Origin of the sequence: Microbispora sp. CSR-4, assembly GCF_008033685.1 — a bacterium.
Classification (GTDB): domain Bacteria; phylum Actinomycetota; class Actinomycetes; order Streptosporangiales; family Streptosporangiaceae; genus Microbispora.
The window spans coordinates 81652-95227 of the sequence record NZ_VJVX01000034.1 but is presented as its reverse complement, the minus strand read 5'-3'; the positions used below and the strand labels follow the sequence as shown (position 1 = coordinate 95227).

Annotated in this window: 16 protein-coding genes and 4 tRNA genes; 7 read left to right on the top strand and 13 right to left on the bottom strand. The window is 71.7% G+C overall.

Annotated elements, in window-relative coordinates; genetic code table 11:
* Positions 1-342: 342 nt before the first annotated feature.
* The 4 genes from FLV34_RS42640 to FLV34_RS24020 all read right to left on the bottom strand — a co-directional run bounded on the left by FLV34_RS42640 (position 343) and on the right by FLV34_RS24020 (position 1288).
* Positions 343-441, bottom strand: a complete 99-nt coding sequence (locus FLV34_RS42640; RefSeq protein WP_210157134.1) for a type II toxin-antitoxin system HicA family toxin — start codon at positions 439-441, stop codon at positions 343-345.
* A gap of 9 nt (positions 442-450) precedes the next feature.
* Positions 451-576 (bottom strand): type II toxin-antitoxin system HicA family toxin, encoded by a 126-nt coding sequence (locus tag FLV34_RS43430; RefSeq protein WP_222709600.1) that lies wholly within the window; start codon positions 574-576, stop codon positions 451-453.
* Positions 573-794, bottom strand: a complete 222-nt coding sequence (locus tag FLV34_RS24025; protein WP_147944106.1) for a type II toxin-antitoxin system HicB family antitoxin — start codon at positions 792-794, stop codon at positions 573-575. Before FLV34_RS24025 ends, FLV34_RS43430 begins: the two co-directional genes overlap by 4 nt.
* A 419-nt stretch (positions 795-1213) precedes the next feature.
* Positions 1214-1288 (bottom strand) — tRNA-Val (locus FLV34_RS24020).
* Positions 1289-1753: 465 nt separating this feature from the next.
* Between FLV34_RS24020 and FLV34_RS24015 the strand changes: the two genes are divergently transcribed.
* Positions 1754-2170 (top strand): SsgA family sporulation/cell division regulator, encoded by a 417-nt coding sequence (locus tag FLV34_RS24015; RefSeq protein WP_036329836.1) that lies wholly within the window; start codon positions 1754-1756, stop codon positions 2168-2170.
* Here the strand turns inward: FLV34_RS24015 and FLV34_RS24010 are convergent.
* Positions 2167-2769, bottom strand: a complete 603-nt coding sequence (locus FLV34_RS24010; RefSeq protein ID WP_260617434.1) for a DUF305 domain-containing protein — start codon at positions 2767-2769, stop codon at positions 2167-2169. The two genes, FLV34_RS24015 and FLV34_RS24010, sit on opposite strands and share 4 nt — an antisense overlap.
* 83 nt (positions 2770-2852) lie before the next feature.
* Between FLV34_RS24010 and FLV34_RS24005 the strand changes: the two genes are divergently transcribed.
* On the top strand, positions 2853-4232 hold the full coding sequence (locus FLV34_RS24005; RefSeq protein WP_222709599.1) for an LVIVD repeat-containing protein: 1380 nt from the start codon (positions 2853-2855) through the stop codon (positions 4230-4232).
* A gap of 4 nt (positions 4233-4236) precedes the next feature.
* Here the strand turns inward: FLV34_RS24005 and FLV34_RS24000 are convergent, their stop codons facing one another.
* The 3 genes from FLV34_RS24000 to FLV34_RS23990 all read right to left on the bottom strand — a co-directional run bounded on the left by FLV34_RS24000 (position 4237) and on the right by FLV34_RS23990 (position 7091).
* The gene (locus FLV34_RS24000) at positions 4237-5067 is read right to left on the bottom strand and encodes an aminotransferase class IV (protein WP_147944104.1); all 831 of its coding nucleotides are present in this window, start codon (positions 5065-5067) and stop codon (positions 4237-4239) included.
* A gap of 15 nt (positions 5068-5082) precedes the next feature.
* Positions 5083-6108, bottom strand: coding sequence for a chorismate-binding protein (locus FLV34_RS23995; protein WP_147944103.1), 1026 nt, complete (start codon positions 6106-6108; stop codon positions 5083-5085).
* Positions 6109-6203: 95 nt separating this feature from the next.
* Positions 6204-7091 carry a LysR family transcriptional regulator gene (locus FLV34_RS23990; RefSeq protein WP_147944102.1) on the bottom strand — a complete coding sequence of 296 codons (888 nt, stop codon included), beginning with the start codon at positions 7089-7091 and terminating at the stop codon, positions 6204-6206.
* A gap of 54 nt (positions 7092-7145) precedes the next feature.
* Between FLV34_RS23990 and FLV34_RS23985 the strand changes: the two genes are divergently transcribed.
* Complete coding sequence (locus FLV34_RS23985; protein WP_260617433.1) at positions 7146-8036, top strand: NAD(P)-dependent oxidoreductase; 891 nt, start codon at positions 7146-7148, stop codon at positions 8034-8036.
* Between the two features lie 73 nt (positions 8037-8109).
* Here the strand turns inward: FLV34_RS23985 and hutH are convergent, their stop codons facing one another.
* Both hutH and FLV34_RS23975 read right to left on the bottom strand, forming a co-directional pair.
* Positions 8110-9657 (bottom strand): histidine ammonia-lyase, encoded by a 1548-nt coding sequence (gene hutH / locus FLV34_RS23980; RefSeq protein ID WP_142650422.1) that lies wholly within the window; start codon positions 9655-9657, stop codon positions 8110-8112.
* A gap of 61 nt (positions 9658-9718) precedes the next feature.
* The gene (locus FLV34_RS23975) at positions 9719-10531 is read right to left on the bottom strand and encodes a helix-turn-helix transcriptional regulator (protein ID WP_147944101.1); all 813 of its coding nucleotides are present in this window, start codon (positions 10529-10531) and stop codon (positions 9719-9721) included.
* Positions 10532-10681: 150 nt separating this feature from the next.
* Here FLV34_RS23975 and FLV34_RS23970 point away from each other — a divergent pair.
* From FLV34_RS23970 to FLV34_RS23955, 4 genes are all read left to right on the top strand, one after another.
* A tRNA-Gly gene (locus FLV34_RS23970) sits at positions 10682-10753 on the top strand.
* 28 nt (positions 10754-10781) lie between these two features.
* Positions 10782-10852, top strand: a tRNA-Cys gene (locus FLV34_RS23965).
* Positions 10853-10866: 14 nt separating this feature from the next.
* Positions 10867-10941: transfer RNA gene (locus FLV34_RS23960), tRNA-Val, on the top strand.
* A gap of 205 nt (positions 10942-11146) precedes the next feature.
* On the top strand, positions 11147-11605 hold the full coding sequence (locus tag FLV34_RS23955) for a DUF5990 family protein (RefSeq protein WP_142650420.1): 459 nt from the start codon (positions 11147-11149) through the stop codon (positions 11603-11605).
* A 70-nt stretch (positions 11606-11675) separates the two neighbouring features.
* Here the strand turns inward: FLV34_RS23955 and FLV34_RS23950 are convergent, their stop codons facing one another.
* The 3 genes from FLV34_RS23950 to FLV34_RS23940 all read right to left on the bottom strand — a co-directional run bounded on the left by FLV34_RS23950 (position 11676) and on the right by FLV34_RS23940 (position 13532).
* Entirely contained in the window at positions 11676-11909 is a 234-nt protein-coding gene (locus FLV34_RS23950; RefSeq protein ID WP_142650419.1) for a hypothetical protein, read from the bottom strand.
* A gap of 104 nt (positions 11910-12013) precedes the next feature.
* Positions 12014-12781 carry a nucleotidyltransferase domain-containing protein gene (locus FLV34_RS23945; protein ID WP_142650443.1) on the bottom strand — a complete coding sequence of 256 codons (768 nt, stop codon included), beginning with the start codon at positions 12779-12781 and terminating at the stop codon, positions 12014-12016.
* Positions 12782-12854: 73 nt separating this feature from the next.
* Positions 12855-13532, bottom strand: coding sequence for a nucleotidyltransferase domain-containing protein (locus FLV34_RS23940; protein ID WP_147944100.1), 678 nt, complete (start codon positions 13530-13532; stop codon positions 12855-12857).
* Positions 13533-13576: the final 44 nt, after the last annotated feature.

Genomic DNA, 13576 nt, shown 5'->3' with positions numbered 1-13576 from the left:
CGGCGGTCGCCGTCAGCGGGGTCAGGGACTACGGTGAGCACGGGTGTGCCTTCCCGACCGACGTTGGCGCGTCGGTCATGCATGAGACCTACATGATCATCGGGAAGGTACACCCCTTCCCTGAAGATCCACAGGTTCTAAGCATTGCTCCGGCTTAGACGAGGTGCACGCGGTCGACCTTGACGCCGGAACCCTACGGCTGGGGCGGGCAGCCGTGGGGTACGGGCGTGCGTCCGTACGGATCTACGGGCGTCCATGGTTGTTGTCACTCAGTTCGTCCCCCAACGGTCCGCCGCGCACCGGTGACAGGGGCTGTCGAAGGAACACGGAGGGGCCGCATGATCAGAGCAGATCGCGTAGGCGCTCGGAAGTAAGGCCGGCCTGCCGCACGATGGAGGCGAGCGTGCCGACGGCCAGAGTGTCGTGCAATGGCACGATCACTGTGCGAGTCTAGTCTTCGGCGATATGGCGCAGCTTGCAATGGCTGCCCCTGGTGGTCACGACCTCAAAGCCACACTTCTCCAGCGCACGCACGACGTCAGTGCCCGAGCAAATCGGAAACTGGCGCGGGCTCATGCCGAGCGACGAATCTCGATCGGCGCCACGATCGGCTGCTGCGGGGTCTGGGGAAGGGGCTCGTCCTCGAAGTAGAGCTCCAGGGCGTCGCGGAGGCTGGCCAGGGCCTCGTCAACCGTCCGGCCCTGACTGGCCACCTCGACTTGAACGCAGCGCGCGACGTACCAACCCTCTTCGTCGGGGGTGACGGTCGCGGTCAAGGAGATGGTCTGGCTCATGCCGTAAGCGTACGCCCGCACGCTTCGCCGGGTCCGCGAATAGGACCAAGCCACCTCTCGCGATCTCCCAGGTTCTCCTCCGGCACAGAAAACCGCTCCTTCAACGCGAGAACCGGCTTCTGGCCGCGAGCTCGTCGCCTCGGCCTCGCCAACCGCCTCCTGCCCGGACCGGGACAGAATCGGACACCACGGTCGCAGGTGCGGCACCGCGAATGTTTCACCCGGCCTTGCCCCGCCTGAAGATCGGTACGAGCCTCGGCGACGGGCCGCACTATTCGATCTTCGACGTCTGGTTCCACTGGATGGGCTGATGGTGCAACCGATCCGTGGAACGGCGAGCCACCGAAACGGTGGTCACTCAGGCAAAGCAAAAGGCCGGTCCGCTGGATAGCGGCCCGGCCTCCTGATCTGCACGAACGTGGTGGGCGATACTGGGATCGAACCAGTGACCTCTTCGGTGTGAACGAAGCGCTCTCCCGCTGAGCTAATCGCCCGGGTTCGTCTGCGCCTCGCGGCGCCGACGGGGAAAACCATACCGCACTCGAGGGGGTGATGGCGAAAGCGCGGCCCGGTCGGCTCGATCGTCCCGCCTTCGTCAACACCTTCGAAAGGTTCGCCAGAGCGTCCCCGGCGTGGGGGTGTGGTGTCATAGCATCGTGATGCTCCATGCTCGACCTATACGCACGACCTGAGATCATTCGCCCGCAATGGCATCGCCGACGCGGCCCCGCCGACACGCAAAGCAGAGGTAAGGACAAGCCTGTTGGTGATGTTTGAGCTGGTAGATGACCGAATGTCAAGCTGTGATGTGCGTTACAGAAGGGCCTGGAGGCGGAATCTTTCCTACGGGTCTCTTCGTTCGTCTCGTAGCACGAGCGCCCGGCGAGGCCCGACCGCACAGTGAAGACGCAGTGAAAGCCCCTGACAGGGGACCCGACGACGAAAAGGTTTGGCTGACGATGAACAGCACCACCGTCTCTGCCGAGCTAGGCCTTCGGCTTGTGGTCCCCGACCGTACGACCGTCCCCCTGCTCGCCGGCCTGAGTTATACGGCCGAGGATCCGTATGCCATCCGGATGGCGTTTCACGTGGGGAATGACGAGCCGGTCGAGTGGATCTTCGCCCGCGAGCTGCTGACCGTGGGCATCGTGCGGCGCGTTGGTGACGGCGACGTACAGGTCTGGCCTGCCCGTTCGGACGGCGAGCGGACGCTCAACATCAGCCTCACCTCGCCCTTCGGCCAGGCCCTGTTCGAGGTGCCCCTGGCCCCCCTCACCGAGTTCCTGCATCGGACCTACGAGCTCGTCCCCGCCGGTCGTGAGACCGACTTCATGGACCTGGACGAGGAGCTCACCAACATGCTCTGGAGCTCCTAGAACAACTGACCCAGCCTCCGCTGGATCCCTCGCATCCGGGCGATCTCGATCTGCTGGCCGCTGAGGACGTCCTGGGCCATCGTCCGCATGGCCCGGTCGCGTCCCCGGCGCAGTTCCTGCGCCGCCATGGTCACCGCGCCCTCGTGGTGCCGGATCATCAGCGTGAGGAACAGCGTGTCGAAGTCGCGCCCGCGTGCCGTACGCAGCCGGTTGAGCTCCTCCTCGCCGGCCATTCCGTAGCCGCCCGGCCCGTGGTCGTGCGCGGGCGGCGCGGTGCGGCCGAGGCCCCGCAGCCACGACTCCATGACGGCGATCTCCGGGCGCTGCGCGTCCAGCACGCGTTCGGCCACCGCCGTCACCAGCGGGTCGCCGGTCCGCGCCGCGGCCAGCCCCGCCATCTCCAGCGCCTGCCGGTGGTGCGGGATCATCGCCTCGGCGAACCGTACGTCGGCCGCCACGGGCCCCGCCTGCGCCGGTGAGCGGGCCGGGGCGGACCCGGACTGCCCGGGAGCGCCGGGGACGATCACCGGGGCGTCGGCGTGCGCCGGCGGGGCGACCTCGGACGAGCAGGCCGCCAGCACCGGCGCAACTGCCAGCACAACCGTTACCAATCCGGTCAACAGCGGCCGCGGGCTCGACATAACTTCCATAGTGGGCGATGATCCACCGACATGGGGGCGACGTGAGCAGACCGAGGCTGAAGACCGCGCTGGTGGCGTCCGCCCTCCTCCTGGCCGCGGCCTGCTCCTCCGGCGAATCCGCGCCGTCCCCGCAGGCCGCTCCGACCGGCATCCCGGGCCGGGACGAGATCCGGCACAGCCCCAACATGACGCTGGTCGCCAACGTCCCCCTGGCGGCGCCGTTCGACGGCCCGGAGGACTGGGGCACCGACATGGCGTTCCAGGGCCGCTACGCGTTCGTGGGCAACTACAAGGGCTTCACGGTGCACGACATCGGCGACCCCGAGCACCCCAAGGCGGTCGCCCGGGTCGAGTGCCCCGGCGGGCAGAACGACATCTCGGTCTCCGGCGACCTGCTGTTCCTGTCGGTGGACGAGCCCCGTACGGACGACACCTGCGCGAGCGACGCCGGGGACCCGTCGGCATCGGGAGAGTGGGAGGGCATCCGCGTCTTCGACATCTCCGACAAGACCCATCCGCGCTACCTGAAGTCCGTACGCACGGAGTGCGGCTCCCACACGCACGCCATCGTGCCGGGGGAGGACGCCGGCACGCTCTACCTGTACGTCTCCTCCCCCGGCCCGGCGTCGGAAACGACGGGCTGCCCGCCACCCCATCAGAACATCTCGATCGTGGAGGTTCCCGTCGCCGATCCCGGCAAGGCGCGGGTCGTGGCCAAGCCGGAGCTGTTCGCGGGCAGGCCGCAGGGCGAGACCTCGGCGGGCGGCTGCCACGACATCACCGTCTACCCGGAGAAGAACCTGGCCGCGGGCGCCTGCTTCGGCGACGGCGTGCTGCTGGACATCTCCGACCCGGTGCGCCCCAGGCTGCTGCAGACCGTACGCGACGAGAAGAACTTCTCGATCTGGCACTCGGCCACGTTCAGCAACGACGGCACGAAGGTCGTCTTCAGCGACGAGCTGGGCGGCGGGATGGCCGCCACCTGCCTGCCCTCGGTCAGCGCGACCAAGGGCGCGGACGCGATCTACGCGCTGACGCCGGAGCGCAAGCTCGTCCGGCAGGGCTACTTCAAGATCCCCCGGGCCCAGAGCGACGAGGAGAACTGCGTGGCCCACAACGGCGCGCTGGTGCCCGTGCCGGGCCGCGACGTGATGGTGCAGGGCTGGTACATGGGCGGAGTCTCGGTCTGGGACTTCACCGACTCCGCCCACCCGCAGGAGATCGCCTACTTCGAGCGCGGGCCGCTGGCGCCGGATCTGCATCTCGGCGGCTCATGGTCGGCCTACTACTACAACGGCTACATCTACTCCAGCGACATCACCAAGGGCCTCGACGTGCTGCGTCTGGACGATCCCCGCACCGACCCCGCCAAGGCCGTCCGCCTCGACGAGTTCAACGCCCAGAGCCAGCACTCCTACTGACCGATCACGGGTCGAGGTCGGAGGCCGAACGCTCGGCGAAGACCTTCATGGCCGCCAGCGTGACCGGTCCGGGCGCCTGCGGCAGCGCCTTCCCGTCCACGGCCCTGATCGGCTGGATGTCGCGGGTCGTGGAGGTGAGGAAGGCCTCCTCGGCCTCGTACAGCGCCGAGATGGGCACGTCGGCCTCCTCGCCGCCGCACCATTCGAGGGTGAGCGCGCGGGTGATCCCGGCCAGGCAGCCGGAGGCGAGCGTCGGGGTGATCAGCCGCCCGCCGGTGACGATGAAGATGTTGCTGCCGGTGCCCTCGCACAGGTTCCCGGCGAGGTTCTCGAAGATCGCCTCGGCGCCGCCGCGCTCCTTGGCGTACGCCAGGGCCTTGGCGTTGTCGCCGTAGGAGGTGCTCTTGACGCCGGCCAGCGCGCCGCGCTCGTTGCGGGGCCAGGGCACGACGGTGACGTCGGCCGTGGCGGGGAACGGCGCCTGCTCGCCCACGATGACGATGGCGTTCGTGCCCGCCGCGCCCCGGTCGGAGCCGAGCGGGCCCGGGCCGCTGGTGTAGGTGATCCTGATGCGCGCCAGCGGCCACTTCGGCGCGGCCTCCAGGCAGCGGCGCACGCCGTCGGCGATCGCGGCGAGATCGGGCTCGGGCAGGTCCATGCGCTTGGCCGACAGCGCCAGCCGCTCGAGGTGGCGGGTCAGCGCGAAGGACTCCCCGTTCACCGCCTTGACGGTCTCGAACACGCCGTCGCCGACCATCAGCCCGTGGTCGTACACCGAGATCACGGCCTTGTCGGGCTCGTACAGCTCCCCGTTCACCCAGATGGGTACAGACATCCTCTGCTCCGTTCCTTACCGATGTCGCGGCCCGTCCTCGGACCGTCCTCCGGAAGCGAGGCCGATGAGCCGGGCGGCCTTGAGCTCGGTTTCGCGCCATTCCCTCCCGGGGTCGGAGCCCCAGGTGATGCCCGCGCCCGTACCGAACCGGATCGTGTCGTGCTCGATCCAGAAGGTGCGGATGCCGACCGCCAGCGCCCCCTCGCGCCGGTCGGCGTCGACCCAGCCCACGGCCCCACAGTATGGCCCGCGGGGCTCCGGTTCGAGCTCGTTGATGATCCGCAGCGCCGACGACTTCGGCGCTCCGGTCACCGATCCCGGAGGGAAGGTGGCGGCGAACAGCTCCGGCCAGCCGGCGCCGCCGTCCAGCCGCGCCCGCACCGTGGACACCAGGTGCACGAGCCCGGGGTGCTCCTCGACCGCGAACAGCGAGGGCACGGTCACAGAGCCTACCTCCGCCACGCGGCCGAGGTCGTTGCGGACCAGGTCGACGATCATGAGGTTTTCGGCGTAGTCCTTGTCGAGGAGATCGTCCGCCGTCACGCCGGTGCCCTTGATCGGCCGCGACTCGATCACCTCGCCGCGCCTGGACAGGTACAGCTCCGGCGAGGCCGACACGACCGTCAGCCCCGGCACGTCCACGACGGCCGCGTACGGCGCGGGGTTGCCCTCGGCCAGCCGTACGGCGAGGGCGAGGGGGTCCGCGTCCGGCGAGGGCAGCGGCGCGGACAGGACGCGGCAGAGGTTGGCCTGGTAGACCTCCCCCTGCTCGATGTAGTCCCTGATCCGCTGGACGCCCCGCTCGTATCCCTCCCGGTCGAGGGACGTGGCCCAGGCGTCGCGGCCGGGTCCCCGCCACGGGCCGCGCGGCCGGGGCAGCGGAGCGCGCCGCACGTCGTCGAAGCGCGCGCAGACGACCTTCCCCTCGTACGACGCCACCACGGCCCACCAGCCGGAGCCGTCGAGGGCGGCCAGATCGGTGGTCACCTCCCGCAGGCCGGTGGCCAGGTGACCTCCGATATGGGCGAACGCGTCGTACACGTGTCCATTGTCGCGCCCCCGGGCCGTCCCGTGCGCGGCCGGCCGGACGCCGCGAAACAGGCGGCCGGCCGATGCCGTGACGCGGACGCCGTCGCTCAGGCCGCTCCGCGGGCCAGCAGGCCGAGCAGCGCGCGGGCGGCGGGGAGCGGAGCCGTACGCGGCAGGGCCGCGTAAACGGTGCGGCGCGGCGCGAACTCGCCGAGCGACCGCAGCGCCACGTCCCCGCGTACGGCGGGCGCGGCCATGGCGGGCACCAGCGTGACCCCGAGCCCGGCGGCCACGTAGCCGAGCTTGCCGGTCCACTCCCCGATCCGCAGGTCGACCCTCGGAGCGAAGCCGGCCCGGGCGCAGGCGGCGCCGAGCATGGTCACGGTGCCGGGAGGGGCGCCCTCGATCCAGCTCTCGTCGCGCAGGTCGCGCAGGTCCACCCGGTCTTTCCCGGCCTGCGGGTGGTCGGCGGGGAGGGCGACGAGCAGCTCGTCCTCCATCAGGCGGGTGACCTCGACCTCGGGACCCGCGCCCAGCCCGGAGGGGTAGTCGCTCACGACCGCGATGTCGATCTCCGCGCGGCCGAGCCCGTCCATGAGCGCGGTGCTCAGGCCCTCCACCATGCTGACCGACACCTCCGGGCGGGAGGCCCGCAGCTCGCGCAGAGCGGCGGGGACCAGCACGGCGTTGGCCGTGGCGAACGCGCCGACCCGCAGCCGCCCGCCGCTGCCCTTGTGGATGGCGGCGAGCTCCTCCCCCCCCCGGCCGAGCCGCTCCAGCACCTCGCGGGCGTAACGGTGGAGCGTGCGGCCCGCGGGCGTCAGCCGCACGCCTCGCGGCAGCCGTGCGAACAGCGGGCCGCCCGCCTGGGCCTCCAGGGACGCGATGCGCCGGGACACGGCCGACTGGGTGTAGTTGAGCTGTATCGCGGCGGCCGTGAACGATCCCGTACGGGCCACGACGTCGAGCAGCACAAGCGCGTCGGTGTCGAACATGCTCCGATCCATGAGGGAGGGGAATGGTCGCCATGCAATCTAGTCGCTGGTGGAATGGTTTTTTCCTCCAATAGTGTCCAGGACATGATTGCTTTTCTTGGTTTGGGGCGTATGGGTGTCCCGATGGCCGGCCGCCTCGTCGCGGCCGGTCACAAGGTGACCGTGTGGAACCGTACGCCACGGGACGTGCCGGGCGCCGAGGCGGCCCCCTCCGCCGCGGAGGCCGCCACCGGAGCGGACATCGTGATCACCATGCTGAGCGATCCGGACGCGGTGTCCGAGGTCGTGCGGGCGGCGCTGCCGGGGCTGCGGCCGGGGTCGGTGCTGGTGGAGATGTCCACGATCGGGCCTGACGCGGTGCGGAGCCTGAGCGGCCTGCTGCCCGAGGGCGTGGGCCTGGTCGACGCCCCCGTGCTCGGCAGCGTGGGCCCGGCCGCCGAGGGAACGCTGGTCGTGCTCGCCGGGGGCCGCCCGGCGGACCTCGCCCGGGTGTCGGACGTGCTGCGCGTCTTCGGGACGGTCCACGAGGCGGGCGGGCCGGGATCGGGCGCCGCGACCAAGCTCGCCGTGATGAGCGCGCTGGTGACCGCCCAGGTGGGGCTGGCGGAGACGATGGCCTACGCGGACGAGCTCGGAGTCGGCCGCACCGCGCTCCTCGACGTCCTCGGGGCGACGCCGCTGGCGGGGCTCGCGGAGCGGCTGCGGCCGGTGGCCGAGTCGGGCCCGTTCGAGACGAGGTACGCCCTCGGCCTGGCCGCCAAGGACCTGCGGCTGGCCACCGAGGGGCCGGGGATGCACCAGACGGTGACCGCCGCCGCCCGTGACCTGCTCGCGGGGGCGGTCGCGGCCGGGCTGGCGGGGCACGACCTCACCGCGGTCGTCCCGTTCGCGGCCTCCCGGGCGGCGGAAGCCCCCGGCGGTTCCGGCACATCAGGACGTTCCTGACCGACATGGAGGCATCGGCCCGAAGAACTCGGTCCGGGAGACCCAGCCCAGGAGACGACCCAGCCCAGGAGACTCAGTCCAGCGGGCCGACGGCGGACTCGGCGGCGGCGACCACGGCGCCGCTCTCCACGAGCCGGACGACGGCCTCGATCTCCGGCGCGAGGAAGCGGTCCTGCCCCGGCCCCGCGACGGACTCGCGCAGCGCCGCCACGACCGCGCCGGTGCCCGGCGCGGGCACGTGCGGCGCGCGTAGGTCGAGCGCCCTGGCGGCGGTCAGCAGTTCGATCGCCAGCACCCGGGTGAGGCCGTCGACGGCGCGGCGCAGCTTGCGGCCCGCCGACCAGCCCATCGAGACGTGGTCCTCCTGCATCGCGGAGCTCGGGATCGAGTCCACACTGGCCGGCACCGCCAGCCGCTTGAGCTCGGACACGATCGCCGCCTGGGTGTACTGCGCGATCATGTGCCCGGAGTCCACGCCCGGGTCGTCGGCGAGGAACGCCGGGAGGCCGTGGCTGCGGGCCACGTCCAGCATGCGGTCGGTGCGCCGCTCGGCGATCGACGCGAGGTCGGCCACCGCGATGGCCAGGAAGTCCAGGACGTACGCCACCGGGGCGCCGTGGAAGTTGCCGTTCGACTCCACACGCCCGTCGGCGAGCACGACGGGGTTGTCGATGGCGCTGGCGATCTCGCGGGCCGCGACGGCCGACGCGTGCGCGAGGGTGTCCCTGGCGGCGCCGGCGACCTGGGGGGCGCAGCGCAGCGAGTAGGCGTCCTGCACCCGGGTGCAGGAGCCGTCGCGGTGGGAGGCCATCACGCCCGAGTCCGCGAGCAGCGTCCGCATGTTGGCCGCCGCGAGGGCCTGGCCGGGATGGGGCCGCAGCGCCTGCAGGTCGGCCGCGAACACGTAGTCGGTGCCGAGCAGCGCCTCCACGCTCATCGCGGCGCTGATGTCGGCGGTGGTGAGGAGCCGCGACAGGTCGTGCAGCGCGAGCACCAGCATGCCGAGCATGCCGTCGGTGCCGTTGATCAGCGCGAGCCCCTCCTTGGCGGCCAGCTCGACGGGCTCGACGCCGTGCTCCTTGAGCGCCTCCGCGGCGGGCCGCAGGCGTCCCTCGGCGTCCCGCACGACGCCCTCGCCCATGATCGTCAGGGCGACGTGGGAGAGCGGGGCGAGGTCGCCCGAGCAGCCGAGGCTGCCGTACTCGTGGACGACCGGGGTGAGCCGGGCGTTCAGCAGGGACTCCAGCACCCGGGCCGTGGCCGGGCGTACGCCGGTGTGGCCGGTGGCGAGCGTACGCAGCCGCAGCAGCATCATCGCCCGCACGACCTCGGTCTCCACCTCGGGCCCGGAACCGGCCGCGTGGGAGCGGATGAGGCTGCGCTGGAGCTGGGCGCGCAGCGAGGGGTCGATGTGGCGGGTGGCGAGGGCGCCGAAACCGGTGGAGACGCCGTAGGCCGGGGTGTCGGACTCCGCGAGCTCCTCAACCCGCCCGCGCGACGCGGACATCTCGGCGATCGCGTCGTCGGTCAGGCGGACCTGGGCGCCGTACCTGGCGACCCGGACCACGTCGTCGAAGGCGAGCGGTCCCGGGCCGACGGCCACGACCTCGTTGTCGCGCATGTCCCACTCTTTCACGTCGTGCCGCTCGCGCCCTCTGCGCGTAGCGAGTAACCAGCGTATCTCAGCTTAGGTCCTTACATCCGAAGATCCTCTCCAGTCCCTCCCGCCCCGCGCCGGTCAGCCGCAGGGCGCGCGGCACGGTGCCCCGGACCAGCCATTCCCGCGCCAGGAGCCGGTCCAGCACCGCGGCGCCGAGCGCCCCGCCCAGGTGCGGGCGGCGCTCCAGCCAGTCGAGGCAGTCGGGGGCGAACCTGCGGCGGGCGCGGCGCACCCGCTCCACATCCACGCCAAGCTCCGCCAGCGCGTCCGCGCCGCTCGCGGTCAGCAGGCAGCCGCCGTCCGCCTCGATCAGACGCCCCTCGCGCACCAGCGCGTCGTACAGTTCGACCCCGACGCGGCCGGCCAGGTGGTCGTAGCAGCTGCGCGTCTCACGCAGCAGCCGGGCCTGCCGCGACTGCCGCAGGGACCGTACGGCGACGCGCCCGCTGATCCGGGCCAGCACCTCCAGGGTGCGGGCGACGTCGGGACCGGCGAGGCGGTAGTAGCGATGCCGCCCCTGCTTGACCACGGTCACCAGGCCGCCGTCGAGGAGCCGGGCCAGGTGCGAACTCGCGGTGGGGGCGCTCACACCGGCGATCGCTGCCAGCTCCCCCGCCGCCAGCGCCCTGCCGTCGAGCAGCGCGGTGAGCATGGCGGCCCGGGCGGCGTCCGCGATCAGGGCCGCGACGGGGGCGATGTCGGCGTCCCCCTCGGCCTCGGCTACTCCCAGGACCTCAGCGGTCCCCGGGATCTCGGCGTTCCGCGCGGTCTCGGCAGCGCCGGGCTTCAGCGCGGTCCCGGCGGCGGCGCGTGTGCGGTCATGTGTCACGGACATGCTTCGACGCTAACGCGGGGACGGTTCGACGGGGCTCGAAGCATCGGCCCGAACTCGCGGCCTGAGCAGGGGGAACGCGGTTGATTTGGGGAGTCGGCGGGAGATTCGATAAAGTCTTCCCCGTGAGCCCGGCCGGACAGAGCCGGGGACGCGGAAGTGGCTCAGTGGTAGAGCATCACCTTGCCAAGGTGAGGGTCGCGGGTTCGAATCCCGTCTTCCGCTCGGATCTGAACACTGTGCAGCTTGTCACGGTGGAGTGGCCGAGAGGCGAGGCAGCGGCCTGCAAAGCCGCGTACACGGGTTCAAATCCCGTCTCCACCTCTTGGTTCGTCCAAGGGCGATTAGCTCAGCGGGAGAGCGCTTCCCTGACACGGAAGAGGTCACTGGTTCAATCCCAGTATCGCCCACCACCACGCAGCATCCGAAGGCCGGACCCGAGATCGCGGGACCGGCCTTCTTCGCGCTGCGGCCATCCCTCGCAGGCAGACCATGGCCCCGTTCACTTGGCAGGGTGCACGGTTCTCTTGGCAGGGTGCACGGCAGGGCGCGGCGGAGAACCGGACGGTGCCCGGCGAAGGCGGCGGATTCTGTCGGGGGCGTCTGTGAGGATGGGGCATGCGCATCCGCATCGAGGCAACTGATCTGCCCGGCCGCACCTGCCCGCCGGGCGACGGGTTTCCGGGATACTCCGGCATTCACGTGGGCGTGCAGCGGCGGGACCGCCCCGGCGAGATCCTCGATCTCCAGCCCGGTGACGCCGCGACCGCGCAGTGGACGCTCGACTGCACGGTGACCACGACCGCCGAGGGCGCGGCGGACATCCGCGGCCCGTACGTCCAGGGCAGGCCGGGCGGCCGGTTCGTCTACCTGTGCTGGGGCACGCTCGACGCGGCCGGCGGCTTCACGATGTTCCGCCGGGCCAAGCTCATGCTCGACCGGCTCGAACCGGATCTCATCGAGGCCGCGATCGGCTCCGGCACGCTGGTCGGGCGGCTCGGGCTCACCGACGCGCAGGGGCGTCCCCTGTGCGCGGCCGTCCGGCCGCCCGTCATCGCCTGGTCGCCCGCGCCATAGCGAGGCAGGCACGCCGATCCTACGAGGGCGTCCTCGCGCCGCCGCCGGGGATCGGCGGGTGGCGAGCCGATCAGTCGGCGCGGGCGGAGAGCTCTTCGAAGATCTCCAGCGCGGCCTGCCGGACGTCGTCGGGCGAGATGCCGTTCAGAGTGCTGCGGGCCTGGGCGGCGTCGCGGGTGGTGGCGAAGGTGATCGCGACGGACTTGGCGGCGGCGTGGCGCAGAGATCCGGTGGGCGCGCTGTCGGCCAGTGCCTCCGCGCTCGCGGCCAGGTCGAGGTTGTCTTTGCCGAATTGAGTGGTCAAAGCGTTCTCCTGGGATGATGGCGGCTTGGCCCATTATCCGTGATGGTCCCCGTGTATGGGGCGCGACCCCGCGTTGTTCGCGCGTCCGCGTCCTGTTTCACCGTTCAGTCCCCCGATGGGCGTCCGGCGAGCCGGGTCCGTACGACGAGATCGTGCAGGGCGTCGTGGGCCGAGGGGGCGTCCGGCAGCGCGGAGGCGTCCCGGGCCTCCTCCAGGCGGGCGGTGAGCGCGTCGAGGTCGGCCGCGAGCCGTTCCGCGCCGGGCGCGCCGTCCGGCATCCCGCCGTGCTCGGCCGCCCGCTTGGCCTCCACCAGGCCGGGCAGGTACGGCGGCCCGCCGTCGAGGAGCAGCGTGAGATCGGCGACGAGCTCGCCCGTACGCATGAGATGGACGCCCGTCAGCAGCACCCGGAACGCGTAGAGCAGCGGCTTCAGCTCCCCCGTACGGTCGAACAGCCGCCGCTGGGTGCGCGCGAACCCGAGGTAGTGGTGGGCGTGGTGCCGGGTGAGGCAGCCCCGCGCGAGGGCGCGCATCTCCTCGTGCAGCGGGGAGGTGGTCACGACCAGTGGCGACAGGAGCTGCTCCAGCACATAGCCGTTGCGGCCCAGCAGCAGCCGGCAGAACTTGGCGAGGTCGTGGGTCACGAGGTCGACCTCCACGCCCTCGCGGATCCACGAGCGGGTCACGGTCTCCTCGCCCGTGCGCAGGCCGACGACCTCCTCGGCCGGCAGCACGTGCACGCCCCGCAGGTCCACGTCCGAGTCCACGGAGGGGAACCCGTACAGATGCGCGCCGCTCACGGTGGCGAACGCGAGCGGGTGCCGCTCACCCGCGGCCACCTCGGGCAGCCAGGACGGCAGGACGGCGGTCACGGCCTCTCTCCTTCGATCACGGTCATGGAACCGGCCTCCGCGACGCCAGGAGTCGTCTGCGCGACGCCGGGAGTCACAGGGCGCACCTCCGCACGTCGGTCAGGAACTCCTCGACGGCCGCCCGGTCGGGGCGTGCGGGCAGCGCGCTTCCGGCCGGTTCCTCCAGCTCGGCGAGCAGCCGCGCACGCCACGCCAGCACCTCGGGCCAGGGCGTCTCCCCCCGCCGTACGGCGAGCAGCCGGTCGCGGTGGGCGCCCACCTCGATCAGCGGCTCCCCGTGCCGGGCCAGATGGACGGCGCCCAGCAGCAGCCGGATCATGTGCATCGCCATCTTCCACCGCCTGCCGTCGCCGCCCGGCAAGGGCGGGTCATGCGGCCCGAGACGGCGGAACTGCCGTTCGGCCGATCCCGCGAACGCCCGCTGCGCCTTCGCCGACAGGAACGCGGGGCGCAGCGCCAGCAGCCGCTCGCCCACCGGGGTGACCAGCTCCACCAGCGGCGACCACAGGCACTCCAGCACGGTCGGGTTGCCCTCCAGCGCGAGCACGCAGAACCGCTCGACCTCCCACGAGAACTGCTCGGGCAGCGGCCCCTCCATATGGTCGGGCGGCTTGTCGAGCCGCCAGAACATCGGGGTGGGCGTCACGAACACGCCCCGCCGGTCGACGTCCGACTCCTCGGTGTCCAGCCCGTACGCGCGCGAGCCGATGACGACCGACAGGACGGTGCCACCGGGGACGGTGCGGGTCATATCGCCTTTCACGAAGGTAGGCTCCCGGTCCGAGACGCGGAAAG

Bases quoted from the DNA above. Each gene is read 5' to 3' on its own strand.
- hutH (WP_142650422.1), bottom strand. From the start codon at position 9,657: ATGCGCGACAACGAGGTCGTGGCCGTCGGCCCGGGACCGCTCGCCTTC.
- FLV34_RS23940 (WP_147944100.1), bottom strand. From the start codon at position 13,532: ATGACCCGCACCGTCCCCGGTGGCACCGTCCTGTCGGTCGTCATCGGC.
- FLV34_RS23990 (WP_147944102.1), bottom strand. From the start codon at position 7,091: ATGTTCGACACCGACGCGCTTGTGCTGCTCGACGTCGTGGCCCGTACG.
- FLV34_RS24000 (WP_147944104.1), bottom strand. From the start codon at position 5,067: ATGTCTGTACCCATCTGGGTGAACGGGGAGCTGTACGAGCCCGACAAG.
- FLV34_RS23955 (WP_142650420.1), top strand. From the start codon at position 11,147: ATGCGCATCCGCATCGAGGCAACTGATCTGCCCGGCCGCACCTGCCCG.
- FLV34_RS24015 (WP_036329836.1), top strand. From the start codon at position 1,754: ATGAACAGCACCACCGTCTCTGCCGAGCTAGGCCTTCGGCTTGTGGTC.
- FLV34_RS24025 (WP_147944106.1), bottom strand. From the start codon at position 794: ATGAGCCAGACCATCTCCTTGACCGCGACCGTCACCCCCGACGAAGAG.
- FLV34_RS43430 (WP_222709600.1), bottom strand. From the start codon at position 576: ATGAGCCCGCGCCAGTTTCCGATTTGCTCGGGCACTGACGTCGTGCGT.
- FLV34_RS23985 (WP_260617433.1), top strand. From the start codon at position 7,146: ATGGTTTTTTCCTCCAATAGTGTCCAGGACATGATTGCTTTTCTTGGT.
- FLV34_RS23975 (WP_147944101.1), bottom strand. From the start codon at position 10,531: ATGTCCGTGACACATGACCGCACACGCGCCGCCGCCGGGACCGCGCTG.